Source organism: Streptomyces sp. NPDC050145, assembly GCF_044460245.1.
Taxonomy (GTDB): domain Bacteria; phylum Actinomycetota; class Actinomycetes; order Streptomycetales; family Streptomycetaceae; genus Streptomyces.
Genome location: NZ_JBITJS010000028.1, coordinates 47,135 through 71,383 on the forward strand (window position 1 = coordinate 47,135; position 24,249 = coordinate 71,383).

General features: G+C 72.0%; 18 protein-coding genes. 8 read left to right on the forward strand and 10 right to left on the reverse strand.

The features are described from left to right. Positions 1 to 35: 35 nt before the first annotated feature. From ACIBTU_RS37095 to ACIBTU_RS37110, 4 genes are read right to left on the reverse strand one after another with little or no spacing between them, the layout of a single operon-like run. Positions 36 to 662, reverse strand: a complete 627-nt coding sequence (locus tag ACIBTU_RS37095) for a GTP-binding protein (protein ID WP_399131140.1) — start codon at positions 660 to 662, stop codon at positions 36 to 38. Beyond that, positions 643 to 1,053, reverse strand: coding sequence for a DUF742 domain-containing protein (locus tag ACIBTU_RS37100; protein ID WP_399131141.1), 411 nt, complete (start codon positions 1,051 to 1,053; stop codon positions 643 to 645). The genes ACIBTU_RS37095 and ACIBTU_RS37100 overlap by 20 nt, the downstream gene beginning before the upstream one ends. Next, positions 1,050 to 1,535, reverse strand: coding sequence for a roadblock/LC7 domain-containing protein (locus tag ACIBTU_RS37105; RefSeq protein WP_399131142.1), 486 nt, complete (start codon positions 1,533 to 1,535; stop codon positions 1,050 to 1,052). Before ACIBTU_RS37105 ends, ACIBTU_RS37100 begins: the two co-directional genes overlap by 4 nt. Continuing rightward, positions 1,532 to 4,417 (reverse strand): nitrate- and nitrite sensing domain-containing protein, encoded by a 2,886-nt coding sequence (locus ACIBTU_RS37110; RefSeq protein ID WP_399131143.1) that lies wholly within the window; start codon positions 4,415 to 4,417, stop codon positions 1,532 to 1,534. The genes ACIBTU_RS37105 and ACIBTU_RS37110 overlap by 4 nt, the downstream gene beginning before the upstream one ends. A gap of 417 nt (positions 4,418 to 4,834) precedes the next feature. Here ACIBTU_RS37110 and ACIBTU_RS37115 point away from each other — a divergent pair, with 417 nt between their 5' ends. Beyond that, a complete protein-coding gene (locus tag ACIBTU_RS37115) occupies positions 4,835 to 5,623 on the forward strand; it encodes a protein phosphatase 2C domain-containing protein (RefSeq protein ID WP_399131145.1) in 789 nt (262 codons plus the stop codon). A 16-nt stretch (positions 5,624 to 5,639) separates the two neighbouring features. Here ACIBTU_RS37115 and ACIBTU_RS37120 read toward each other — a convergent pair whose 3' ends face one another. Further along, positions 5,640 to 6,140 carry a MarR family winged helix-turn-helix transcriptional regulator gene (locus ACIBTU_RS37120; RefSeq protein ID WP_399131171.1) on the reverse strand — a complete coding sequence of 167 codons (501 nt, stop codon included), beginning with the start codon at positions 6,138 to 6,140 and terminating at the stop codon, positions 5,640 to 5,642. A 320-nt stretch (positions 6,141 to 6,460) separates the two neighbouring features. Between ACIBTU_RS37120 and ACIBTU_RS37125 the strand changes: the two genes are divergently transcribed. After that, on the forward strand, positions 6,461 to 7,288 hold the full coding sequence (locus ACIBTU_RS37125) for a lysozyme (protein WP_399131146.1): 828 nt from the start codon (positions 6,461 to 6,463) through the stop codon (positions 7,286 to 7,288). A gap of 66 nt (positions 7,289 to 7,354) precedes the next feature. On the opposite strand, the gene lon is transcribed toward ACIBTU_RS37125, so the two are convergent. Continuing rightward, positions 7,355 to 9,766, reverse strand: a complete 2,412-nt coding sequence (gene lon / locus ACIBTU_RS37130) for an endopeptidase La (protein ID WP_399131147.1) — start codon at positions 9,764 to 9,766, stop codon at positions 7,355 to 7,357. 179 nt (positions 9,767 to 9,945) lie between these two features. On the opposite strand from lon, the gene ACIBTU_RS37135 reads away from it, so the two are divergent. Next, positions 9,946 to 10,605 carry a GNAT family N-acetyltransferase gene (locus tag ACIBTU_RS37135; RefSeq protein ID WP_399131148.1) on the forward strand — a complete coding sequence of 220 codons (660 nt, stop codon included), beginning with the start codon at positions 9,946 to 9,948 and terminating at the stop codon, positions 10,603 to 10,605. Positions 10,606 to 10,659: 54 nt separating this feature from the next. Continuing rightward, positions 10,660 to 11,754, forward strand: a complete 1,095-nt coding sequence (locus tag ACIBTU_RS37140) for a DUF3626 domain-containing protein (RefSeq protein ID WP_399131149.1) — start codon at positions 10,660 to 10,662, stop codon at positions 11,752 to 11,754. On the opposite strand, the gene ACIBTU_RS37145 is transcribed toward ACIBTU_RS37140, so the two are convergent. Further along, positions 11,681 to 12,439 (reverse strand): rhomboid-like protein, encoded by a 759-nt coding sequence (locus ACIBTU_RS37145; RefSeq protein ID WP_399131150.1) that lies wholly within the window; start codon positions 12,437 to 12,439, stop codon positions 11,681 to 11,683. The two genes, ACIBTU_RS37140 and ACIBTU_RS37145, sit on opposite strands and share 74 nt — an antisense overlap. Before the next feature lie 255 nt (positions 12,440 to 12,694). Here ACIBTU_RS37145 and ACIBTU_RS37150 point away from each other — a divergent pair, with 255 nt between their 5' ends. The 4 genes from ACIBTU_RS37150 to ACIBTU_RS37165 all read left to right on the forward strand — a co-directional run bounded on the left by ACIBTU_RS37150 (position 12,695) and on the right by ACIBTU_RS37165 (position 19,402). Then, the gene (locus tag ACIBTU_RS37150; protein WP_399131151.1) at positions 12,695 to 13,399 is read left to right on the forward strand and encodes a spermidine synthase; all 705 of its coding nucleotides are present in this window, start codon (positions 12,695 to 12,697) and stop codon (positions 13,397 to 13,399) included. Positions 13,400 to 13,493: 94 nt separating this feature from the next. Beyond that, positions 13,494 to 14,231 carry a response regulator transcription factor gene (locus ACIBTU_RS37155; RefSeq protein ID WP_188336900.1) on the forward strand — a complete coding sequence of 246 codons (738 nt, stop codon included), beginning with the start codon at positions 13,494 to 13,496 and terminating at the stop codon, positions 14,229 to 14,231. Continuing rightward, the gene (locus ACIBTU_RS37160; RefSeq protein ID WP_399131152.1) at positions 14,228 to 15,361 is read left to right on the forward strand and encodes an ATP-binding protein; all 1,134 of its coding nucleotides are present in this window, start codon (positions 14,228 to 14,230) and stop codon (positions 15,359 to 15,361) included. Before ACIBTU_RS37155 ends, ACIBTU_RS37160 begins: the two co-directional genes overlap by 4 nt. 240 nt (positions 15,362 to 15,601) lie before the next feature. After that, complete coding sequence (locus ACIBTU_RS37165; protein WP_399131153.1) at positions 15,602 to 19,402, forward strand: multifunctional oxoglutarate decarboxylase/oxoglutarate dehydrogenase thiamine pyrophosphate-binding subunit/dihydrolipoyllysine-residue succinyltransferase subunit; 3,801 nt, start codon at positions 15,602 to 15,604, stop codon at positions 19,400 to 19,402. 94 nt (positions 19,403 to 19,496) lie between these two features. On the opposite strand, the gene fxsT is transcribed toward ACIBTU_RS37165, so the two are convergent. The 3 genes from fxsT to ACIBTU_RS37180 form a co-directional block, all read right to left on the reverse strand. Continuing rightward, the gene (gene fxsT, locus ACIBTU_RS37170) at positions 19,497 to 22,457 is read right to left on the reverse strand and encodes an FxSxx-COOH system tetratricopeptide repeat protein (protein WP_399131154.1); all 2,961 of its coding nucleotides are present in this window, start codon (positions 22,455 to 22,457) and stop codon (positions 19,497 to 19,499) included. 136 nt (positions 22,458 to 22,593) lie between these two features. After that, entirely contained in the window at positions 22,594 to 23,847 is a 1,254-nt protein-coding gene (locus ACIBTU_RS37175) for an FxsB family cyclophane-forming radical SAM/SPASM peptide maturase (protein ID WP_399131155.1), read from the reverse strand. Then, positions 23,844 to 24,206, reverse strand: a complete 363-nt coding sequence (locus ACIBTU_RS37180; RefSeq protein WP_399131156.1) for a YxD-tail cyclophane-containing RiPP peptide — start codon at positions 24,204 to 24,206, stop codon at positions 23,844 to 23,846. The genes ACIBTU_RS37175 and ACIBTU_RS37180 overlap by 4 nt, the downstream gene beginning before the upstream one ends. Positions 24,207 to 24,249: the final 43 nt, after the last annotated feature.

The window sequence follows — 24,249 nt, forward strand, 5'->3', positions numbered from 1 at the left end:
CTTACTGATGATGAAGGGGTGTGACCCGGCGGGGTCTACGCGGGGGTGGCGTCGAGCGCGTGGCCGACCAGCGAGAGCAGCGTCTCGATCACGGATATGCGGCGGCGTGCGTCCATGACCAGGACGGGGACGTGCGGCGGCACGGTGAGCGCCTCGCGCACGTCGTCCGGCTCGAACTCCTCGGACCCGTCGAAGTGGTTGACCGCGACGACGTAGGGCAGCCCGCAGCTCTCGAAGTAGTCGAGGGCCGGGAAGCAGTCGGACAGCCGGCGGGTGTCGGCCAGGACGACGGCGCCGATCGCGCCGCGCACCAGGTCGTCCCACATGAACCAGAACCGCTGCTGGCCCGGCGTGCCGAACAGGTACAGGACCAGGTCGTCGTCGAGCGTGATGCGGCCGAAGTCCATGGCGACGGTCGTGGTGGCCTTCTCGGGGGTCGCGGACAGATCGTCCGTGTCCTCGCTGGCCCGGGTCATCAGCGCCTCCGTCTGGAGGGGCTGGATCTCCGACACGGCGGTCACCAGGGTGGTCTTGCCGACGCCGAACCCGCCCGCCACGACGATCTTCGTGGCGATCGGGGCCCGGCTCCTGTCGGTCTGCCAGGCCTGCAACTGCTCCTCGTCCTCGAGGAGTTCGGTGACGTCAGAGACGACGGAGTCCACTCAGCACCCTTTCGAGCAGCGCGCGGTCCGGCTGTCCCGGGCCGTGACCGGTTCCGTACACACGGATCTTTCCCTGGTCGGCGAGGTCGCTCAGAAGGACGCGGACCACACCGAGGGGCATCTTGAGGAGCGCCGCGATCTCGGCGACCGTGCGCATGCGACGGCACAGCTCCACGATGGCCCGCATCTCCGGCATGACGCCCGCGAGCGTGCCTTTCCCTATTTCGAGGCGCTCGTCGGGCGCTTCGAGGGCCGCCACGAACGTCTCGACGAGCAGCACGTGCCCGAAGCGGGTCCGGCCGCCGGTCAGGGAGTAGGGGCGGACGCGGGCGGCCTTGCGGTCGGACCCGCGTACGGGGAGTTTGCCGGTACTCGTACTGCCGGGTGTCATCGGGTGCTCTCCATCGACTGGCGCAGTTCGCTGCGGAGTTCGGGGGTGAGGACGTGCCCGGCACGGCCGACGAAGAGCGCCATGTGGTACGCGACGACGCTCATGTCGCAGTCCGGGGTGGCGTGCACGCCGAGCAGAGAACCGTCGCTGATGGACATGACGAAGAGGGAACCCTCCTCCATGGCCACCATCGTCTGCTTGACGCCCCCGCCGTCCATCAGCTTGGCGGCGCCGATGGTGAGGCTGCCGATGCCGGACACGATCGTGGCCAGGTCGGCGCTGGAACCCTTCGGGCCGCCGCTGTGGTCCGCGGGACCCTCGGCGTTGTGCCCCGGGTCGGAGGAGAGCAGGAGCAGCCCGTCGGACGAGACGACCGCGACGGAGAACAGCCCAGGCACCTCCTCGACCAGATTGGTCAGCAGCCAGTGCAGATTGCGCGCTGCGCTGCTGAGTGCGCTGGATACAGGGGTGGGCGCAGTCAACTGCTTGCCTCCTCGGCGGTGTCCCCCTTGGTTTCTCCGATACGTTCTTCGATCTCGGCCGCGACGTCCTTGCGGCCTTCCTGCGCCCCCCGGTGGAATCCGCCGAGCCGGCGGCGCAGCGCGTCCGCGTCCACGGAGCCGGTGCGCGGCTTCGCGGCGGGCGCCTGGGCGGCGGCCTTCGGGGTGCGCTTGGGCAGGCCCTTGTCCGTGAGGCGCTGGTGCGCCGGGGCGGACTCGGGGGTGCGCTGCGGGGGCACCTCGGCGGTGGCCGGCTCGGGAGCGTGGTCGGGCTCCGGCCGGGTCTGGATCTCGTGCGCGGCTTCGAGCTCGGGCTCGGGCTCGGGGAGCGTGCTGATCGTGGTCAGCGTCCCGGTGGTGGTCGTGGTCTCGTCCGGGGTGCGCTGGTGCGCGTCGGGCTCGCCGGCGGTGACGGGCGCGGCCGCGGGAGCCGGTATCGGTGCCATGAGCTCCATCGTGGTCTCGGCCGGACGCTCCACGGGGATCTCGTGTGCGGCCTCGTCCGTCGCCACGGGCTCGGGCTCCACCGGCGCGAGCGGCTCGACGGGCTCGGTGGTCTCCGCCTTGCGTACGGCCTGCTCGGCCGCCGCGATGAGCGGGTCCGCGCTCTCGGAGCCGTCGGCGCTGCGGCCGTCCAGCACGTTGGAGTTGGCCTCGGCCTCGGAACCGGGCAGGTGCACGGCCGGGGCGCCGCCCGGCACCGGCACGGCCGGCGGCGCCGACACGGAGGGCGCGGCGGCGAGCAGCGCGGTGGGCAGCACGGCGACGGCGGCGACACCGCCCTGCTTCTGCTCGCGCAGCCGGACCCGGATCCCGTGCCGGGCGGCGAGCCGCGCGACGACGTAGAGGCCGAGCCCGAGACCTTCGGCGTCCGCCGGGTCGTGGGCCTGCTCCGCGGTGAAGGAGGAGAGCCGGGAGTTGAGCTCCCGCATCCGGTCCTCGGCCATGCCGATGCCCTCGTCCTGGACGGAGAGCATGACCTCGCCGCTCTCCAGGAGCCAGCCGGAGACCTCGACGGTGGCGTCCGGCGGCGAGAACGAGGTCGCGTTCTCCAGGAGTTCGGCGACGAGGTGGCTGAGGTCGTCGGCGGCGAACCCGGCGACGTGCGCGTGCGGCGGCAGCGCGGCGATCCGGACCCGCTCGTACCGCTCGATCTCGGAGACGGCGGCGCGGACGACGTCGACCAGCGGGACGGCGCCCGCGTGCTGCTGGCCGTGCTCGGCACCGGCGAGGACCAGCAGGTTCTCGCTGTGGCGGCGCATGACGGTGGCGAAGTGGTCGAGCTTGAACAGGGTGCCGAGGCGCTCGGGGTCCTGCTCTCGCTCCTCCAGGCCCTCGATGACGCCGAGCTGGCGCTCGACGAGGCCGAGGGTGCGCAGGGCGAGGTTGACGAAGGTGCCGTGGATGGAGTGGCGGGCCTTGTCCAGGCGGTCGGCGGCGTCGGCCAGCTCGGCGCGCAGGGCCTCGCGGTCGGCGCGCAGCGCGTCGCGGTCGTCGGCCATCCGCTGCCGCTCGCCGATGAGGTGCTTGCGGTCGGACTCGAGGCTGCCGAGCCGCTCGTGGAGGGCGAGGGCGTGCGCGTGCAGGGCGTTGACGGAGCGGACGACCTGGGCGAACTCGTCGTTGCGCCCGGTGAACTTCATCGGCTCGCCGGTGCCCGGCTCGGCGGCCAGGCGCGCGGAGCCGATCCGCAGCACGGCCAGCGGCCGGGTCAGCGAGCGGGCGGCGCCCATCGCGAAGCCGACGGCGGCGAGCAGGCAGAAGCCGGCCAGCGCGAACCGGATCTCCAGCGCCGTGACGTCGTCGTCGCGCAGCTGCTCCAGGTCCTTGATCCGCTGGTCGCCGAGCCCGGCCTCGGCACCCCGCATCTGGTCGACCCGCGCGGTGAGCGCGTCGTCGACCTTCTTGCTGCTGTACTCCAGTTCGGCGGCGGACAGCGTGGGGGCGTCGGTGAGCGCGGCGAGGTACTTGTCGGCCCGCTCGACCTCGGGGCCGCTCACCGTCGAGTCGTACGCGGTGACGGTGGCGGCCGGGGCGGACTCGCGGAAGTCGTCGAGCGCGGCCCGCGAGCGGACCTGGGCGAGCTGGGCGGCGGCGGTGAGCCCGTCACGCTCCTCGGCGCCGCCGCCCGCCGCGTCCGAGACGACGGTCTTGGGGAGCCCGGTGACGGGGTCGACGACCGTCGTGGAGGAGGTGGGCCGGGGCACCGCGTACGCGGCGAGCAGCAGGCCGCGGGCGGCGGAGGCCTGCTCGACGGCGCGGTCCAGGTCGGCGAAGGCGCGGACGCCCGCTCCGGCCCGGGGAGGCGTGCTGTCGGCGAGGTCCTCGGCGAGCCGGTGCAGGCCGGCGATGGCGGCGGAGTAGGCGGAGTTCGCCTTGAGGGCGGTGTCCTTGCCGGTGAGGGCGGCGCGGCGGACGGCGGCGATCTCGTCGAGGGTGCGGGTCAGCGGGCCCTCGGCGTCGGCGCGCAGCTCCTCGACCTGGCGGTCGACGCGGCCGCTGCGCTCCTCGCTGAGGCCCTTGCCCTCGGGGCGTCCGGCGGCGATGAAGGCGGTGACCTCGTCGCGCTCGTCGGCCAGGGAACGGGACAGCGCGAGGGCGCTCTGGGTGCGCTGGGCGTCGTCGACGAGGCCCTGGGACTCGCCCACCTGGCCGGAGGCGGCGAGGATCGCGGGGGCCGCGGCGCCGGCGATCGCGGCGGCGACCACGGCGACGGCGACGATCAGCCGGTTGCGCACCCGGGCCTTGCGGCCCTTGCCGACCGGCGGGGCCGGGGGCTGCGAGGGCGTCGGGGCCGGGGAGGGCGCCGTGCCACCGGGCGCGGAGGACGTGCCGTGCTCCGTGACGGAGCCCGTCGCACCCACCCCGCCCACGCCAAGGGACCCGTTACCGCCGGAGGTCTTCCGCAACGTCTGGTGCTCGCATTCCTGACTCGTCCTACCCCTGGGCACGGGTGACGCTCCGTCAACACGCGCGCCCGTCTGGTATGGCTCCAGACCATTCCAGTGCCGGTGAGCAGGAGGCGTACATCACCTGGCCCGCCACCCGAAGGAGTGAACATCGTGCGGGAGTTGGCGAGCAAGTTCCCCGGGCCCGGGCGCGGGGGGTCCGCCGCGCGCCGGTTGGACGTCTTCGGAAGGCTTTGGCAAGATGCCCCGCCACGCCTCGCCGGAGCTGATCATTCCGCCCCAATTCCGGCGCCGCACACGCCAGGTCACCTGGTCGTACCGAGGTTCGCCACACCTGTGAAGGCCCCGTGCAGACTCAGGCAGACTGGCTGGATGCGCATCGAACTGACGACGGAACCCGGTGACCCCGAGCGCCCGAACGAGGACTACGCATCGGTAGCGCTTCCGGCATCCGGGCAGGGTGGATCGCTCGTGGTCCTGGACGGGGTCACGCCACCCTCCGGCGACGCCGGCTGTCTGCATTCCGTCCCCTGGTTCACGGCCCGCCTCGGCGGCGCCCTCGCGGAACTGTCCGCTTCGCGCCGGGATATGACGTTGTTTGACATCCTGGCCACCGCGATCGCCCGGACCGCGGACGCCCATCGCGGCACGTGTGACCTTTCTCACCCTCGTACGCCACAGGCGACCGTCGTGCTCGCGCGCTGGGACGCGGAGCGCCTGGAGCATCTCGTCCTGTCCGACTCGGCGTTGCTCGTCGAGGCGCCGGACGGCACGGTCACCGCGCTGCTCGACGACCGGCTCGACCGGGTGCCGCGCGCCTCCCTGGTCTCCGATGCCGTGGCCGACGCGACGGTGCGCAACAAGGAGGGCGGCTTCTTCACCGCGGCCGCCGACCCGGACGTCGCCCGCCGCGCGGTGACCGGCACGCTCCCCCGCGCCGAGGTCCGGGCGCTCGCCGCGCTGACCGACGGGGTGACGCGCTGGGTGGAGAAGTTCCACGAGGGCGACTGGTCGGACCTGTTCACCCTGATCCGCAAGGAGGGCGCCGAGGCCGTGGTGGCCCGGGTCCGCGCCCTGGAGGACGCGGACGAGCGGGCCCGTACGTATCTGCGGCGCAGCAAGACGCACGACGACGCCTCGCTGGTGTACGCGGAGCTGTGAGCGCCCGCCGCGACGCCTACTCGGCGCCCGCGTTCAGCTGGTGCAGCAGGCGGGCCAGCTCCGCGACCTCGCGGCGGTCCCAGTCGGCCAGCTGACGCACGTACCGCGCGCGGCGGGCGTCGCGGACGCGGCGGAAGTCCTCGCGGCCCCGCTCGGTGAGCGAGACGAGCCAGGCGCGGCCGTCGGCCGGGTCGGGCTCGCGGCCGACGAAGCCGAGCTCCTCCAGGGCGCGCAGCTGGCGGCTCATCGTCGCCTTGCCGACCCCGATGTAGCCGGCGAGCTCGGTGGCGCGCTGGGCGCCGCACTCCTCGAGCCGGGCGAGCAGCCCGTACGCGGAGGGTTCGAGATCGGGGTGCACCTCCCGGGCCATCTCGCCGGAGTTGGCGCGGGCGCGGCGCAGAAAGTAGGTCAACTCCCGCTCCAGGGCGAGGAACTCGTGATCCACGCCCTGCGGCGCGCCCTCGGAGGACGCGTCCTGTTCCGCGCCCCGTCGCCCGCCGTTCCCGTCTTCGTGCACGTCAGCAGCCATGGACTGAGGTTCCCCGAGTTTCCCTGTCTGAAAGTTCTCGCCGCCGCGCGTCATCGCCGCAGCTCCGCCAGTATTTCGCAGGAGTAGACCAACGGCACCCTCCAGGCCCTCTTCCCTCGCTCGGGTCTACGTGCGTAGCGTGATGCATGGCATGTCCACACCATCATCATGGAACGGACACACCACCAGGTCGGCAGGCGAACCCCCACCCGCGGCACCCGACGGCACAGCGCGACCGGCACGGAACGGCACAGGTCCCTGATCAGCCCACCCACCTGATCCCCCACGAGGCCTACGGAGGCACGCACATGCCCGTGCACAGACCCGGAACGACGCGTCGCCGGACCCGCTTCGGCGTGGCCGGCACCCTGCTCGCAGCCCTCTCCCTCCTGCTCGCCCTGCCCGGTGCGGCGCAGGCGGGCGACGTCCCCCAGCGCGGTGAGGCCCACATGGGCATGGGGGTCGCCGCCCACGACGGCGACACCGGCGAGCCGCCCATGACCCGCGCCACCCAGACCGAGGGCGTCGACGTCAGCGGCCACCAGGGCAACGTGGCCTGGTCGACCCTCTGGAACAGCGGCGTGCGCTGGGCCTACGTCAAGGCCAGCGAGGGCACGTACTACACGAACCCGTACTTCGCGCAGCAGTACAACGGCTCCTACAACGTCGGCATGATCCGCGGCTCGTACCACTTCGCGACGCCGGACACGACGAGCGGCGCCACCCAGGCCAACTACTTCGTGGACCACGGCGGCGGCTGGTCCCGGGACGGCAAGACGCTGCCGGGCGCGCTCGACATCGAGTGGAACCCGTACGGCGCCGCCTGCTACGGCAAGACGCAGAGCGGGATGGTCACCTGGATCCGTGACTTCCTGAACCAGTACAAGGCCCGCACGGGCCGCGACGCCGTCATCTACACGGCGACGAGCTGGTGGACCCAGTGCACCGGCAACTACGGCGGCTTCGCGGCGTACAACCCGCTGTGGATCGCCCGGTACTCCTCCACCGTGGGCACGCTCCCGGCCGGCTGGGGCTACTACACGATGTGGCAGTACACGTCCTCCGGCCCGACGGTCGGCGACCACAACAAGTTCAACGGCGCCCTGGACCGCGTCCAGGCGCTGGCCCTCGGCTGATCCGGCGGCCGACCGACATGCCGGAGGCCCGGCCCCACGTGGGGCCGGGCCTCCGGTCTGCGGGCGTCACGCCGCGACGGGAACCTCCAGGTTCGCCGAGGCGGGCGCGAGGGCCAGCTCCAGGACCTGGCGGACGTCCGTCACCGGGTGGACGTCCAGCTTCTCCAGGACCTCGGCCGGGACGTCGTCCAGGTCCGGCTCGTTGCGCTTCGGGATGATCACGGTCGTGATCCCGGCCCGGTGCGCGGCGAGCAGCTTCTGCTTCACGCCGCCGATGGGCAGCACGCGCCCGGTCAGCGACACCTCACCGGTCATCGCCACGTCCGTACGGACCTGCCGGCCGCTCAGGAGCGAGGCGAGGGCCGTCGTCATGGTGACGCCGGCGCTCGGCCCGTCCTTCGGGACCGCGCCCGCCGGGAAGTGGATGTGCACGCCGCGCTCCTTCAGGTCCGCGACGGGCAGCTCCAGTTCCGCGCCGTGCGAGCGCAGGAAGGAGAGCGCGATCTGCGCGGACTCCTTCATGACGTCGCCGAGCTGACCGGTCAGGGTCAGTCCGGCCGCGCCGGTCTCCGGGTCGGCGAGGGACGCCTCGACGAAGAGGACGTCGCCGCCCGCCCCGGTCACCGCGAGACCGGTCGCGACACCGGGCACCGCCGTGCGCCGCTCGGCCGGGTCCTGCGCGGACTCGGGCACGTGGTGCGGCCGCCCGACCAGCTCGCGCAGGTCGCCCTCGGCGACGGTGAACGGCAGCTCGCGCTCGCCGAGTTCGTGCTGGGCCGCGACCTTGCGGAGCACGCGTGTGACGGCCCGCTCCAGGTTGCGGACACCGGCCTCACGCGTGTACTCGCCGGCCAGCTTGCGCAGCGCGTCCTCGCCGATGACGACCTCGTCCTTGCCGAGACCCGCACGGTCCAGCTGGCGGGGCACCAGGTGGTCGCGGGCGATGACGACCTTCTCGTCCTCGGTGTAGCCGTCGAGGCGGACCAGCTCCATGCGGTCGAGCAGGGCCTCCGGGATGGCTTCGAGCACGTTCGCCGTCGCCAGGAAGACGACGTCGCTCAGGTCGAGTTCGACCTCCAGGTAGTGGTCGCGGAAGGTGTGGTTCTGCGCCGGGTCGAGGACCTCGAGGAGGGCGGCCGCCGGGTCGCCCCGGAAGTCCGAGCCGACCTTGTCGATCTCGTCGAGCAGGACCACCGGGTTCATGGACCCGGCCTCCTTGATCGCGCGCACGATCCGTCCGGGCAGCGCGCCGACGTACGTACGCCGGTGGCCGCGGATCTCCGCCTCGTCGCGGACGCCGCCGAGGGCGACGCGGACGAACTTGCGGCCCATGGCGTGGGCCACGGACTCGCCGAGGCTGGTCTTGCCGACGCCGGGCGGGCCGACGAGCGCGAGCACCGCGCCGCCGCGCCGTCCGCCGACGACCCCGAGCCCGCGGTCCGCGCGCCGCTTGCGCACGGCCAGGTACTCGGTGATGCGCTCCTTCACGTCGTCGAGCCCGAAGTGCTCGGCGTCGAGGACGGAGCGGGCGCCCTGGATGTCGTAGGCGTCCTCGGTGCGGTCGTTCCACGGCAGTTCGAGGACGGTGTCGAGCCAGGTGCGGATCCAGGAGCCCTCGGGCGACTGGTCGCTCGACCGCTCCAGCTTGTCGACCTCCTTGAGGGCGGCCTCCCGCACGTTCTCGGGCAGGTCCGCGGCCTCGACGCGGGCGCGGTAGTCGTCGGACTCCTCACCCTCCTGCTCGCCGTTCAGCTCGCGCAGTTCCTTGCGTACGGCGTCGAGCTGGCGGCGCAGCAGGAACTCGCGCTGCTGCTTGTCGACGCCCTCCTGGACGTCCTTGGCGATGGTCTCGGCGACGTCCTGCTCGGCGAGGTGCTCGCGGAGCTGGGCGGTGGCGAGCTTGAGGCGGGCGACCGGGTCGGCGGTCTCCAGGAGCTCGACCTTCTGGTCGGTGCTCAGGAAGGGCGAGTAGCCGGAGTTGTCGGCGAGGGCGGACACGTCGTCGATCTGCTGGACGCGGTCCACGACCTGCCAGGCGCCACGCTTCTTCAGCCAGTTCGTGGCGAGTGCCTTGTACTCGGTGACCAGCTCGGTCACGGAGCCGGGCAGCGGGTCGGGCAGCGTCTCCTCGACGGTCAGGCCCTCGACCCAGAGTGCGGCGCCGGGGCCCGTGGTGCCCGCGCCGATGCGCACGCGGCCGCGGCCGCGGATGAGCGCGCCGGGGTCGCCGTCGGCGAGGCGGCCCACCTGCTCGACGGTGCCGAGCACGCCGGTGTTCGCGTACGTGCCGTCGATCCGCGGAACAAGCAGCACCTTCGCCTTGCTGTCCCCACTGGACCGCGCGGCGGCCTGAGCGGCCTCCACCGCGGCGCGTACGTCGGTGTCGTTCAGGTCCAGCGGCACCACCATGCCGGGAAGTACCACCTCGTCGTCGAGCGGCAGCACGGGCAGGGTGAGCGGTGTGGACGTCGAAGCCATGATCTCCCCTTCGGCAGTCAAGTTGAGCTATGTCGACTCAATGCATGGGCGCCGTCGAATGTTCCCCGCAGACCGTTCGCTGTGAGCGATCACACCTGGCCCGGTTCGGCGGGGGCTCCGTAGGCTGCTGAACGTAAGGCATGAATGAGGGATGGGCCTATTACATCGGGGGTAGTGGAATGACGGTCGACGCACGGGTACGGGACTGGGTCGGCGGCTGGGTGCTCTCGCGCGGGGCCACTCCCCCGCTCCCCGAGCCCTGGGGGTTCACGGTCCACGTCGGCCTGGCCTCGCACGTGAGCCGCCATGTCCTCGGGGCCGCGAACGACGGCGTGCGCGAGGACGACGTCCGCCGGGCCGCGCGGTCCGTGCGCGCGGTGGGCGCCCAGCTCAAGGTCTTCGCCGACCCGGAGCGGGTGCTGCCGTGGCTCGGCCCCGAGTGGGAGCCCTACGACCTCGGCGACGTCCTGATGACGACCGAGCTGACCGACGCCGAGCCGCCCGCGCCCCCGGCCGGGTACCACCTGCACACCTGGACCCGCGACGGCGTGACCCGCGTCCTGCTCACCGACACCGAGGGCTCGTTCGCCGCCCGGGGGCAGACGGCCACGACCGGGGCGAGCACGGTGGTGGACATGATCGAGACCTCCGAGGACCACCGCCGCCGGGGCCTCGGCAGGGTCGTCATGGGCACGCTCCAGGCGGCGGCCCGCGCGCAGGGCGCCCGGCAGGGCGTCCTCGCGGGCACCCCGTCGGGCCGGCTCCTCTACCGCTCCCTGGGCTGGCACACGGTGGCCCCGCTGACCAACGCCCGGCTCCGGGCCACGACAGCGGCCTGACCCCCGGCCCTAACTCGCTTGCCCGGGCGGCACCGCGCCCCGAAAAATCCGGGCATGAGCGCACCCGTGACCCCGCTGACCCGTGCCCAGGACGCCGCCCTGCGGGCGCTGCGAGCGACCGCCCTGGCCGGCCGCGAGGACGCGGTCGGCCGGCTGGCCCGGTGCGGGGTGGACGAGCGGGCGGCCGAGGGGCTGATCGCCCTGGTGCGCCGGCACGCGCGCGTGACGCTGAACTTCCACCCGGACCGGCTGCTCGCCGACGGGCGGACCACGGTCGCGGCCGGGCTCGCCGCGGACGGCCGCTACCGGGGCCAGTACGAGACGGGCCTCTCGAACGGGAGCCGGACCGCGCACCCCGGCGGCCTGCGCGACGACTGGGAGCACGCCCTGTTCGGCGGGGCGTACGCGGGCGCGGCGGCCGTGGAGCGGCCCAAGTACGGGGCGCTGAACCTGGCGCGGCATCCCGAAGGCGCCGCGCCCCGGTTCGGCTCCTGCCATGTGCGGCTGCGCCCGGAGGCGACCGAGCGGGCGACCTTCTGCTTCGGCGACAGCCATGTCGGCCCCGCGGACGTGGGCACGGCCGACGCCCTGCACTCCGTGCTCGCCGCGCTCCTCACCGACGCCGTGGAGAGCGGACAGTCGCTCGGTCTCTCGGGCGCGGACCCCGCGGCGGAGATCCGGGCCCTCGCCGCCCCGGCGCCGCCGCGCGGCCCCGGTCGCTCGCTCGACTTCTACGTGGAGGCGCAGGTGCACGGGGACGTGGACCTGCGCACGGACGCGGAGGCGCTCGTGCTCGACCCGTCGTTCCGGGGCACGGAGACCGGCGAGCTGCTGGCGGGGCTCGGGCTGCCCGTCGAGTGGCACGCGGGGTTCGTGCTCGGCCCGGAGGTGCCGGACGAGGAGCTCGCGGCGTTCCGCGGCGAGGGGCTCGTGCCGGTCGCGGCGCGGGTGCGGGCGGAGTTCTCGGACGGCGGGCGGATCGACGCGGCCTGCGTCGGACGGGCGGCGGCCTCGGCGGCCACGTCACCCGAGAGCTGGTCGGCGTACGGGGCGCCGGACGAGGTGCTGCAGTACGTCAAGCAGCTGTGGCACTGCCTGGTGCGGTTCGGGAGGAGCGGCGCCGGCGGCGTACCAGCGGCCAGATCGTGACGCCGATCGCGAGGGCCAGGAGGTGGCCCCAGCCGGTCATCGGGTCCTCGAAGGTCAGCAGGTCCTGGACCAGCGTCGCCGCGAACGCCGCGAGCACCAGCCAGCGGGGCAGGCGCGGGAGCAGACCGGCGAGGGCGCCGATGCTGGCGGCGACGCCGAAGCTGATGCCGTAGTCGAGCCGGTGCAGGGAGCTGTGCGGCAGGTGCCCGGCCATGACGGACAGGCCCACGGGGATCTCCGTGGCCAGCGTCGCCAGGACGTGGCCGAGCAGGAAGACACCGGCCGCCCGCAGCCCGCCGATGCGCCGCTCCAGCGCGGTCAGCACGACGACGAAGGCGATCACGAAGGGTGACGTGAGACCACCGGCGACCCACAGCGCGCTGGCGAGCAGGACGCGTACGGGGTGTTCGGCCAGATGGGCGACGTCGGTGCTGGATCCGCGCAGCGCGGCGGCGACCGTGTCCGGGTCGCCGAACTCCATGAACAGCGAGGTGCCGAGCAGCAGGCAGGCGTAGCCGAAGGTGAAGGGCGTCCCGGTGGGGGTGGGCAGCAGCCGCACGGGCCGCAGCCTGCGCCGGGCGGCCGGCACGCGCTCGTGGTCGGGGGCGCCGGGCTGGGCGGGGATGCCGTCGAGCGGGGCGCGGGCGGGGACCCGGCGGGTCTCGGTGTGCACGTGTGCCTTCACGTGTGACACCCCTTTCCTGCCGATCAACCCCCCACACTCACCCCGTGGGGCGCCCCTGCCGGTGGCGGGGGCGACGCGGACACGGGGCCCGGGCGCACCGACACCCTAGGCCCTGTCCGGAACGTCCCGCCTGCCGGGCGGACGGCGCAGCCCTCCGGACACGACTCGGGCGCGGACCGCCCGGCGCTCCCCGTTCCGGCCGCGCGCCGGCGAGGTCCGCGGATCGCCCCCGGCGGGGCGGGGTGATCCGGAAGAATGGGCCGCATGACGACCACGACGAGTCCGTTCCCGTCCGATCCACCCGTCGTCCTGGACCGCCGCGAGGGCCCCTTCGGCGAGGTCGTGCTGCGCCGCCACGGCGACCTGCTCCAGATCATCGCGAACGGCACGTTCCTGATGGACACCTCCGACGGCCGCTCGGAGCGGCTGCTCGTCGACGCCGCGCGGGACGCGCTCGGCGCGAAGTGTGAGCGTCCCCACGTCCTGATCGGCGGTCTCGGGGTCGGCTTCTCGCTGGCGCACGCCGCGGCCGACCCGTTCTGGCACCGGATCACGGTCGTCGAGCGCGAGCCGGCGATCATCCGCTGGCACCGTGAGGGACCGCTGCGCGAGCTGTCCGCGCGGGCCCTGGCCGACCCCCGTACGGAGATCGTCGAGGCGGACCTCGTGCGGCATGTGCACGCCGCCGGGGAGCGCTACGACGCCCTGTGCCTGGACATCGACAACGGGCCGGACTGGACCGTCACCGAGGACAACGGGAGCCTCTACTCACCGGCCGGTCTGTCCGCCTGCAAATCCCTGCTGAACCCCGGCGGGGTGCTCGCCGTGTGGTCCGCGCAGCCCTCCGGGGTTTTCGAAGAAACCTTGCGGAATGCCGGATTCCGGGGGGTCCGCACCGAAGAGATCCCCGTTGTCCGAGGCGTACCCGACGTGGTGCACCTCGCAGTAAGGGCCGCGTAGCCGACCGGCGGTAACTCCCCGTAGGCTGGCGCCCGAAACCCAGATCATTCAAGCGTCAAGCGCGTCACGACGGCGTGCATTCAGGGGCGGGGCGATGGAGCAGACACACACCTCCCACAACGGCAGCACGGCGACCCCGGGCGCCCAGCGACGGGTCCTCGTGGTGGAGGACGATCCCACGATCGTGGACGCCATCGCCGCCCGGCTGCGGGCCGAGGGATTCCTCGTGCAAACCGCACAGGACGGTCCGGCGGCGGTCGACACGGCGGAGGCCTGGCAGCCCGACCTGCTGATCCTCGACATCATGCTGCCCGGCTTCGACGGGCTCGAGGTCTGCCGTCGCGTGCAGGCACAGCGACCGGTACCGGTCCTGATGCTGACCGCGCGCGACGACGAGACGGACATGCTCGTCGGGCTCGGCGTGGGCGCCGACGACTACATGACCAAGCCGTTCTCCATGCGGGAGCTCGCGGCCCGCGTGCACGTGCTGCTGCGCCGGATGGAGCGGGCCGCACTGGCCGCCGCCACCCCGCGCAGCGGGATCCTCCGGCTCGGCGAGCTGGAGATCGACCACGCGCAGCGCCGGGTGCGCGTGCGCAGCGAGGACGTGCACCTCACGCCGACCGAGTTCGACCTGCTGGTCTGCCTGGCGAACACGCCGCGCGCGGTCCTCTCCCGCGAGCAGCTGCTCGCCGAGGTGTGGGACTGGGCGGACGCCTCGGGCACCCGTACCGTCGACAGTCACATCAAGGCACTGCGCCGGAAGATCGGCGCGGAGCGCATCCGCACCGTCCACGGTGTGGGGTACGCCCTGGAGACGCCGACGCCATGAGCTCAGGGGACCGGCCGCCGCCCGCGCGGGGCCACCGGCCGCCGCTCAATCCGGGCTGGGCGTCCGGCGGCCTGCGGCCGTTCTCGATCAAGGCGAAGCTCGGCACCCTGGTCGTCGTCTCCGTCTTCATCACCACGGGCCTGCTCATGGTGGCGATGTACACGGCGACGGAGCTGCGCTTCATCACCGTGTTCTCGATCATCGCGACGCTGCTGATCACGCAGTTCGTGGCGCACTCGCTGACCGCGCCGCTCGACGAGATGAACACGGTCGCCCGGTCCATCTCCAACGGCGACTACACCCGCCGGGTGCGGGGCGCCGACCGCCGCGACGAGCTGGGCGACCTCGCGGTGACGATCAACCGCATGGCCGACGAGCTGGCCGCGCAGGACCAGCACCGCAAGGAACTCGTGGCGAACGTCTCGCACGAGCTGCGCACCCCGATCGCGGGCCTGCGCGCGGTCCTGGAGAACGTGGTGGACGGCGTCATGGCCGCCGACCCCGAGACGATGCGCACGGCGCTCAAACAGACCGAGCGGCTCGGCCGGCTCGTCGAGACGCTGCTCGACCTCTCCCGGCTCGACAACGGCGTGGTCCCGCTGAAGGCCCGCCGCTTCGAGGTCTGGCCGTATCTGTCCGGGGTGCTCAAGGAAGCCAACATGGCCGTGTCCCAGCGCGCGGGCATCGCCTCCGGCTCCGGCACCCACACCCGTACGGACGTCCATCTGCACCTGGACGTGACGCCGCCGGAGCTGACCGCGTACGCGGACCCGGAGCGCATCCACCAGGTCGTGGCGAACCTCATCGACAACGCGGTGAAGCACTCCCCGCCGCACGGCCGCGTCACCGTACGGGCCCGTCGCGGGACCTATCCGCAGTCCCTGGACCTGGAGGTCCTCGACGAGGGCCCCGGCATCCCGGAGTCCGAGTGGCACCGGGTCTTCGAGCGCTTCAACCGGGGCGACGCGAACGACCACACCAAGGGCAAGGGCGACGGCGGCACCGGTCTCGGCCTCGCCATCGCGCGCTGGGCCGTGGAGCTGCACGGGGGCCGGATCGGCGTGGCCGAATCGACGCGCGGCTGCCGGATCAAGGTCACTCTTCCGGGAGAGCCCCGCCCGCAAAGTTGACGTAGGGTTTCGGTCAGGCGGAGGTCAAGCCGCGCCCAGGCGTACCCGAACGCGCCGGGCGCGGGTGCGAGCGTACGCAAACCCCGGTTGTTTCCCGCCATTTCCCGGCCCGAAACACAAGTTCCGGTGTGACTTACGCGACGGATGCCCTGCCCGGTCTGCACTCTCCCGGGTTGGAGGCGTAGCCTTTATTCCCGCTGTCCATCACCTTGTGAGAAGCGGAAGAGGGCGGTTCACGCCGTGTCGCCACAGTCCCCCAGTAACTCGAGCATCTCCACCGAGACCGACCAAGGCGGGCAGGGCAAGAACCCTGCCGCGGCCTTCGGCCCCAACGAGTGGCTCGTCGACGAGATCTATCAGCAGTACCTCCAGGACCCGAATTCGGTTGACCGAGCCTGGTGGGACTTCTTCGCCGACTACAAGCCCGGTGCCGCAGCCGCGGGGGCTGCGCCGACCGAGCCGGCCGCGAAGCCCGCCCCGGCCGCCCCCGCGCCTGCCCCGCAGGCGGCCGCCACTCCGGCCCCGGCTCCCGCCGCCGCAGCTCCCGCACAGGCTGCCGCCGCGCCCGCCGCGCCCGCTGTGAAGCCGGCCCCCGCCGCCGCGAAGCCGGCCGCCGCCGCACCTGCCACTCCTGCACCGAAGAAGGCTGAACCCGTGACGACCGAGGCCCCCGCCGGCCCCGAGTTCGTGACGCTGCGCGGTCCCGCCGCCGCCGTCGCGAAGAACATGAACGCGTCCATCGAGGTCCCCACGGCCACGTCCGTGCGTGCCGTCCCGGTGAAGCTGCTGTTCGACAACCGCATCGTCATCAACAACCACCTCAAGCGCGCCCGCGGCGGGAAGATCTCCTTCACGCACCTCATCGGGTACGCGATGGTGCAGGCCATCAAGGCCATGCCGTCGATGAACTACTCCTTCCAGGAGAAGGACGGCAAGCCGACCCTGGTCAAGCCGGACCACGTCAACTTCGGTCTGGCCATCGACCTGGTGAAGCCGAACGGCGACCGCCAGCTCGTCGTCGCCGGCATCAAGAAGGCCGAGACGCTGAACTTCTTCGAGTTCTGGCAGGCCTACGAGGACATCGTCCGCCGCGCCCGCGACGGCAAGCTGACGATGGACGACTTCTCCGGTGTCACGGTCTCCCTGACCAACCCGGGCGGCCTCGGCACCGTCCACTCCGTGCCGCGTCTGATGCCCGGACAGTCGGTCATCATGGGCGTCGGCTCGATGGACTACCCGGCCGAGTTCCAGGGCACCTCCCAGGACACGCTGAACAAGCTCGGCATCTCGAAGGTCATGACGCTCACGTCGACCTACGACCACCGGGTCATCCAGGGCGCCGCCTCCGGCGAGTTCCTGCGCGTCGTCGCCAACTTCCTCCTCGGGGAGAGCGGCTTCTACGACGAGATCTTCAAGGCCCTGCGCATCCCCTACGAGCCGGTCCGCTGGCTCAAGGACATCGACGCCTCGCACGACGACGACGTCACCAAGGCCGCGCGGGTCTTCGAGCTGATCCACTCCTACCGGGTCCGCGGCCACGTCATGGCCGACACCGACCCGCTGGAGTACCGCCAGCGCAAGCACCCCGACCTGGACATCAACGAGCACGGGCTCACCCTGTGGGACCTGGAGCGCGAGTTCGCCGTCGGCGGCTTCGCCGGCAAGTCGATGATGAAGCTGCGCGACATCCTCGGTGTGCTGCGCGACTCGTACGTCCGCACCGTCGGCATCGAGTTCATGCACATCCAGGACCCGAAGCAGCGCAAGTGGATCCAGGACCGCGTCGAGCGCCCGCACGCCAAGCCGGAGCGCGAGGAGCAGCTGCGCATCCTGCGCCGGCTGAACTCGGCGGAGGCCTTCGAGACCTTCCTGCAGACCAAGTACGTCGGCCAGAAGCGCTTCTCGCTGGAGGGCGGCGAGTCCGTCATCCCGCTGCTCGACGCCGTACTGGACTCGGCCGCCGAGGCCCGCCTCGACGAGGTCGTCATCGGCATGGCCCACCGCGGCCGCCTGAACGTCCTCGCCAACATCGTGGGCAAGTCGTACGCGCAGATCTTCCGCGAGTTCGAGGGCAACCTCGACCCGAAGTCGATGCACGGCTCCGGCGACGTGAAGTACCACCTGGGCGCCCAGGGCACCTTCACCGGCCTGGACGGCGAGCAGATCAAGGTCTCGCTGGCCGCGAACCCGTCCCACCTGGAGACGGTCGACCCGGTCATCGAGGGCATCGTCCGCGCCAAGCAGGACATCATCAACAAGGGCGGCACGGACTTCACGGTCCTGCCGGTCGCCCTGCACGGTGACGCGGCCTTCGCGGGCCAGGGCGTCGTGGCCGAGACGCTGAACATGTCGCAGCTGCGCGGCTACCGCACGGGCGGCACGGTCCACATCGTCATCAACAACCAGGTCGGCTTCACCGCCGCCCCGGAGTCCTCGCGCTCCTCCATGTACGCCACCGACGTGGCCCGCATGATCGAGGCGCCGATCTTCCACGTGAACGGCGACGACCCCGAGGCCGTCGTCCGCGTTGCCCGTCTGGCCTTCGAGTTCCGCCAGGCGTTCAACAAGGACGTCGTCATCGACCTCATCTGCTACCGCCGCCGCGGTCACAACGAGTCGGACAACCCGGCGTTCACGCAGCCGCTGATGTACGACCTGATCGACAAGAAGCGCTCGGTGCGCAAGCTCTACACCGAGTCCCTCATCGGTCGCGGCGACATCACCCTCGAAGAGGCCGAGCAGGCGCTGCAGGACTTCCAGGGCCAGCTGGAGAAGGTCTTCACCGAGGTCCGCGAGGCCGTCTCGCACCCGGCCGAGGTCCAGGTCCCGGACCCGCAGGCCGAGTTCCCGGTGCCGGTGCAGACCGCGATCTCCCAGGAGGTCGTCAAGCGCATCGCCGAGTCCCAGGTCAACATCCCGGACAACATCACGGTGCACCCGCGTCTGCTGCCGCAGCTGCAGCGCCGTGCCTCGATGATCGAGGACGGGACGATCGACTGGGGCATGGGCGAGACCCTCGCCCTCGGCTCCCTCCTCCTGGAGGGCACCCCGGTCCGGCTGTCCGGCCAGGACTCGCGCCGCGGCACCTTCGGTCAGCGCCACGCGGTCCTCATCGACCGGGAGACCGGCGAGGACTACACCCCGCTGCTCTACCTCTCGCCCGAGCAGGCCCGCTACAACGTCTACGACTCGCTGCTCTCCGAGTACGCGGTCATGGGCTTCGAGTACGGCTACTCGCTGGCCCGCCCCGAGTCCCTCGTGATGTGGGAAGCGCAGTTCGGTGACTTCATCAACGGCGCGCAGACCATCATCGACGAGTACATCTCGGCCGCGGAGCAGAAGTGGGGCCAGACGTCCGGCGTCACCCTGCTCCTCCCGCACGGCTACGAGGGCCAGGGCCCGGACCACTCCTCGGCCCGTGTCGAGCGTTTCCTGCAGCTCTGCGCGCAGAACAACATGACGGTCGCGATGCCGACCCTCCCGTCGAACTACTTCCACCTCCTGCGGTGGCAGGTGCACAACCCGCACCACAAGCCGCTGGTCGTCTTCACCCCGAAGTCGATGCTGCGCCTCAAGGCCGCCGCGTCGAAGGTGGAGGAGTTCACCACGGGCGGCTTCCGTCCGGTCATCGGCGACGACTCGGTCAGCCCGAACTCGGTCAAGAAGGTCGTGTTCGTCGCGGGCAAGCTGTACTACGACCTCGAGGCCGCGCGGGTCAAGAACGGTGTCACCGACACCGCGATCATCCGCGTCGAGCGTCTCTACCCGCTGCCGGGTGCCGAACTCCAGGCGGAGATCGCCAAGTTCCCGAACGCGGAGAAGTACATCTGGGCCCAGGAGGAGCCGGCGAACCAGGGTGCCTGGCCGTTCATCGCGCTCAACCTGATCGACCACCTGGACCTGGCGGTCGGCGCCGACGTCCCGCACGGTGAGCGCCTGCGCCGCATCTCGCGCCCGCACTCCTCGTCCCCGGCCGTCGGTTCCGCGAAGCGGCACCAGGCGGAGCAGGAGCAGCTGGTCCGCGAGGTCTTCGAGGCGTAAGCCCCGTCCCCGCGCACCAGTCGGGCCCGGCACCCTCAGGGGTGCCGGGCCCTTCCGCGTTCCTGTTCCTTCCGCGTTCCTGTTCTGTGCGTGCCTACACCGGCTGGGGCTCGAAGTCCCAGTACGGGCGCTGGCGGCGGCGGACGCTGACGGTGTGGGGGTGCTGGTCGCCCAGGGTCTCGGCGAGCACCCGGATCACTTCCTGCTCCTTCTCCCCCGCTTCCTTGCCGCGCCGCAGCAGGCGCAGGTCGGTGGCGTGACCGGCCCAGGCGGAGAGGGTCAGGGGGTGGCGGGACCCCAGCACCGCCTCGGCGCCGGTGGCGGCCTCAAGGCTCAGTTCCGCCGCGCCGTCCACGTCGCCGGCCAGGGCGCGGGCGCCGGAGGTGTTGACGGAGCAGCCGATCGTCCACGGATGCCGCTCGCCCACCGCCACGCGCATCCTCGACAGCGCCCTCTCGGACAGGTGCAGCGACTCGTCCCGCTCACCGAACTCGGCCAGCACCAGGGCCAGGTTGCCGAGGACTCCCGCCGAGAACGGATGGCCGTCGCCGAGCAAGGTGGTGTGGCCGTTCGCTGCGCGCTCGGCGAGTTCCCTGGCCCGGCCGGGGTCGCCGTGGGAACGCTGCAGGCTCGCGTGGTCGGCGAGCACGGACAGCGTGTCGGGGTGCTCGGGACCGTGGACCTGCTCGGAGCGCAGCAACACGGTCTGCAGGAGCGTCTCGGCTTTCTGGTACTCGCCGGAGCGGCGCAGGCAGAGCGCAAGGCTGTGCTCGGCGCGCAGGGTCTGGGGGTGGTGCAGGTCCATGATCTGGTGGTGGACCAGGACCGTCTGTTCCTGGGTGGAGAGCGCGTCGTCGTACTTGCCGAGCCAGCGCAACAGGCTGGCGCAGACGGTGCCGCTCTCCAACGTGGACGGGTGGCGGGCTCCCAGTACCTGCTCACGGATCTTCAGTTCGGCCCGCTCGATGGCGAGCGACTCCTCGTAGTTGCCCAACTGCCCGAGAACGGCCGCGTAGTTCAGCTGCTGGTCGAGGGTGCGCGGGTGCCGCTCCCCCAGGAGGACCCGGTAGGCGTCCCACACTTCCTTGAAGAGGTCGCGCGCCTCCTCGTAGGAAGCCAGCGCCCACAAGGAGCCACCCAGTCCCTGCTTGGCGAGCAGGAGGTCGTTGCTGTCGGGGGCGTGCTCCTGGAGCAGTGCCACCGAGTTGCGCCCCGCCGCCTCCGCCTCGCGGTAGCGGCCGACCCTGCGCAGCATGATCGCGTGGTAGTAGTCGAGCCGCAGCAGGTTGCGGTCAGTCGGCCGGAAGCGCTGCTGCCAGCGGGGCAGTGCCTTGCGGATCAGCTCCAGTCCGGCCGAGTACTCACCGCGTACGCGGAGGTAGTTGATGCAGTCGAGGATCAGCGACTGCACGTCGCTGTCGCCGCTGTCGAAGGCCCCCGCATGGTCCAGATGGGGAATGATCTGCGCGTAACGCTCCCACAGCCGGGTGTCGTTGGGGTTGCGCGGCGATGCGCTGACCAGGACCCGGCAGGCGGCCGCGGCGGCCTGTTCGCGCTCGGACTCGGGCATGCCGGTGCGCAGGTAGCTGTGGTACAGGTGGTGCATCTGGACGCTCTCGACGCCCTGGTCGACGCGGGTGTCGGCGGCCGGGTAGTCCATGCGCATGACCGCGGTCGCCTCGTTGAGCCGGCGCAGGTTGGTGTGCCAGCCGATGGGGTCGGCGGTGAGGGCTTCGAGGTGGGCGGGCAGGTCGCCGGGGCGGGCGGACTGGATCAGGCCGACCGGGATGGCGTCCGGGGAGAAGAAGCCGAAGATCTTGAGGAGTTCGGCCGCGTCGGGGTGCTTCTCGCGCAGCATGTTCTGGGTGAGGGACCAGCTGGTCCAGACGCTCTTCTGGTAGTCGTCGTCGACGAAGCTGAGCCCGAACTCGTTGGGCCGGCCGCTGAGGATGCTGTCGATGTACGGCTCGACGGGCATCGTCTCGTTGATGGCGAGCCAGGACGCGGTCTGGTTGACGAGGAGCGGGAGGTCCTGCACCGCGGCGGCCAGGGAGTCGGCCTGCTCCGTGGTCAGGCGGGGCGCGCGACGGCAGGCGAAGGCGACGCTCTCCCGCCGGGTGAAAGGGTGGACCTCGATCTCCTGGGTCCGGCTGAAGGCCGACCAGTCCCGGGTGAGCGTGGTGATGAGGACGTGTCCCGGTCCGTCGGGGAGCAGGTTCTCGATGCCGTCCACGTTGTCGGCGCCGTCGAAGATCAGCAGCCAGTTCCGGTACGGGGTGCCGCTGCGCAGGGCGCTCTGGACGGCGCGGATCCGGTCACCGGTCTCCCGGCCGGCGGGAAGGTTGAGCCGGGTGGCGAGCTCGGCGAGCTGCTCGCGCGCGGTGCCCGGGTAGCCGGAGTTCACCTGCCAGACGATGTCGTACTCGTTGCGGAAGCGGTACGCGTACTCGCGGCCGATCTGGGTCTTGCCGACTCCGGAGATGCCGCGCAGCACGCAGCGCTCGCCCTCGCTGTCGAGGAAGACGGAGTGGATGCGTTCGAGGATCTCGTCGCGGCCGGTGAAGCGCTCGTTGCGGGGCGGGACGTTCCACTGGGCCTGGTCGTCGTTCGGGAAGCGGGGGCCGCCACCGTCTCCTTCCTCGGCGGGGCGCGGCCGGTCGATGCCGACGCGGCGCATCAGCCGGCGGCCGGCCTCGCGGGCGCTGAGACCGAGCAGGCTGACGGGGGCCAGAGCTGCGGTCGCGGCGGGCAGGGCGCCAGTTGAGACGTTCACGGCGATGAAGCGATCGGCGTGGGCGGCCACCACCGCGCGCAGGGCTTCGGTCCACTCCTCCGCCGGGCGCGGGCCGAGCCCGAAATACCAGTCGTCCAGCACGAGCAGGACCCGACCGGGTGCTTCGAGCAGTCCGGTGAGCGCATCGACCAGGGACGTCTCCAGCTCGGGGTCCCAGCGCAGCATCGCGGTGCCGATGCCCTGTCGTTCGAGCTGATGCGCGATCCAGGCTGCCCAGGGACGGCTGGAACCGGCGTGACTGATGGTGATGAACTCGGCCATGCGACCGTCTCCCTGTCCTGCGCTGTGCTGCGAACGATGGGCGTGCGAGGTGGATCGTGGGCTGCTGGCACCGTATTTCATCGTCGGCCGGCAGATCTGACGAAGCGTCGGCCGTGTCGGGATTCGGCCGGAAAGGCTAGGGCGAGGTACCGATCTCGGCCTGGACCCTGGCGGAGATGTGGCGTATGAGCCGGGCCATGTCGGCGCAGTAGACCGTGGGATGGCGGAACCCGCTGTGGGTGAGGAACCGGTGGGCGTAGTTGCCGCCGCCGCAGACGTCCACGAGCGGGCAGGCCCGGCACTCTCGGCCGAGGGCCTCCCGGCCCAGGTGGCGGGCCGCGATCCCCGGATGGTCGAGCGCCTCGTCGAAGCTGTGGTGGTCTACGTCCAGGCCCGTGACGGGGGCGCCCTCGTACGTGGTCTTGAGCGAGTCGACCTGCTCGATGGCACCGTCGGTGTCGACGACGACGGCCGCGACCGGCGAGAGGCCCACCACCTCGGTGGCGCTGGGCTGCCCGAGGAGCAGGGCGATGATCTCGGCGAACAGCCGGATGCGTACGGCGGGCCCCGGGCTCGCCCACCACAGGTCGAACGCCTCGGCAAGCCAGTCCCCGTACGGGGTCGGGCGGCGGTGCGGGAAGTCCAGGGTCGCGGGGTCGGCCGGGGCGATGCCGCTCGGCGGGATGCTCCAGTTGTTGTGCGGGAGCAGCAGGTCGAGGCCGGGCGGACGCAGTTCGAGAAGCGAACGCAGCACGTCCGCCGGGTCGTTGGCGAGGTCGATGGTGCACAGGACGCCCGCGAAGATCTCGGGCCTGCGTGCGAGGAGCCGTGCCGCGCGCGAGGCGGCGGGCCAGGAGGAACGACCGCCGCGGAAGGTCCGCAGTTTGTTGTGTGCCGCGGTCCCTCCGTCGAGGCTGAGGCCGACCCGGATGCCGGCGGCGGCGAGCGCGTCGAGGGCGCTCTCCGTGAGCAGCGTCCCGTTGGTCTGGACGCCCACGTCGACCTGACAGCCGGTGGGCACCGCCCGGCGCACGGCGGCGGCGTAGCGCACGAGGGGGGCCGGGCCGCCGAGCAGGGGTTCGCCGCCGTGCAGATCGATCCGCACGTACGGCAGCCGGTGGGTGCGGGCGTGCTCAGCGATCCGTTCGGCGGTGCGCCGCACGGTTTCCTCAGCGACCTGAGCGGGGCGGTCCTGCCAGCTGGTGTCGGCTCCCTCGTAGATGTAGCAGTACGAGCAGGCGAGGTTGCAGCGGCTGTGCACCTTCAGGACGAACTGACGGAACGGCACCGGCTGGACTCCGGAGCGCCGCAGGGCGGGAACGTCGAGGTCCTGAAGGGGCCAGGGGGCGAGCAGGTCCGTCGGTGCCGCCGACGGGTCCCCCGTGCTCACCCTGAGACCTGGGTGTCACCGTCGGCTCCGTCCCCGTACACCGCGACCGTCCGCTCCGCGGTCCTCGGCCGTGCGATCAGCCCGTCGAGGACGGACGCGAGGACCGGATGGTCGCTGCGTCCCCGCAGCTCCGTCAGGTCCCGGCCCGCGTAGTCCGGCAGGAGGTCGGTGGAATCACCGGGGTCCGGGCCGTCGTCGTACATCGCCACGGTCCGCCCCGCGACCCGGGGCCGCGCGATCAGTCCCTCGATCACCGCCCCCAGCACCGGATGATCGCTCCGCCCCCGCAGCTCCGCCAGGTCCAGCCCCGCGTAATCCGGCAGGGACCCACTGGGCTCGCTCGCGGCCGGGCTCAGCACATCGCCTCCTCGTGACAATCGGCTAAGCGGGCATGCCCCGGCG

What these genes read in the sequence shown, in the direction of transcription:
- ACIBTU_RS37115 (WP_399131145.1), top strand. Translation starts at nt 4,835, where the DNA reads ATGCGCATCGAACTGACGACGGAACCCGGTGACCCCGAGCGCCCGAAC.
- lon (WP_399131147.1), bottom strand. Translation starts at nt 9,766, where the DNA reads ATGGCTTCGACGTCCACACCGCTCACCCTGCCCGTGCTGCCGCTCGAC.
- fxsT (WP_399131154.1), bottom strand. Translation starts at nt 22,457, where the DNA reads ATGGCCGAGTTCATCACCATCAGTCACGCCGGTTCCAGCCGTCCCTGG.
- ACIBTU_RS37140 (WP_399131149.1), top strand. Translation starts at nt 10,660, where the DNA reads ATGAGCGCACCCGTGACCCCGCTGACCCGTGCCCAGGACGCCGCCCTG.
- ACIBTU_RS37100 (WP_399131141.1), bottom strand. Translation starts at nt 1,053, where the DNA reads ATGACACCCGGCAGTACGAGTACCGGCAAACTCCCCGTACGCGGGTCC.
- ACIBTU_RS37150 (WP_399131151.1), top strand. Translation starts at nt 12,695, where the DNA reads ATGGGCCGCATGACGACCACGACGAGTCCGTTCCCGTCCGATCCACCC.
- ACIBTU_RS37160 (WP_399131152.1), top strand. Translation starts at nt 14,228, where the DNA reads ATGAGCTCAGGGGACCGGCCGCCGCCCGCGCGGGGCCACCGGCCGCCG.
- ACIBTU_RS37155 (WP_188336900.1), top strand. Translation starts at nt 13,494, where the DNA reads ATGGAGCAGACACACACCTCCCACAACGGCAGCACGGCGACCCCGGGC.
- ACIBTU_RS37135 (WP_399131148.1), top strand. Translation starts at nt 9,946, where the DNA reads ATGACGGTCGACGCACGGGTACGGGACTGGGTCGGCGGCTGGGTGCTC.
- ACIBTU_RS37125 (WP_399131146.1), top strand. Translation starts at nt 6,461, where the DNA reads ATGCCCGTGCACAGACCCGGAACGACGCGTCGCCGGACCCGCTTCGGC.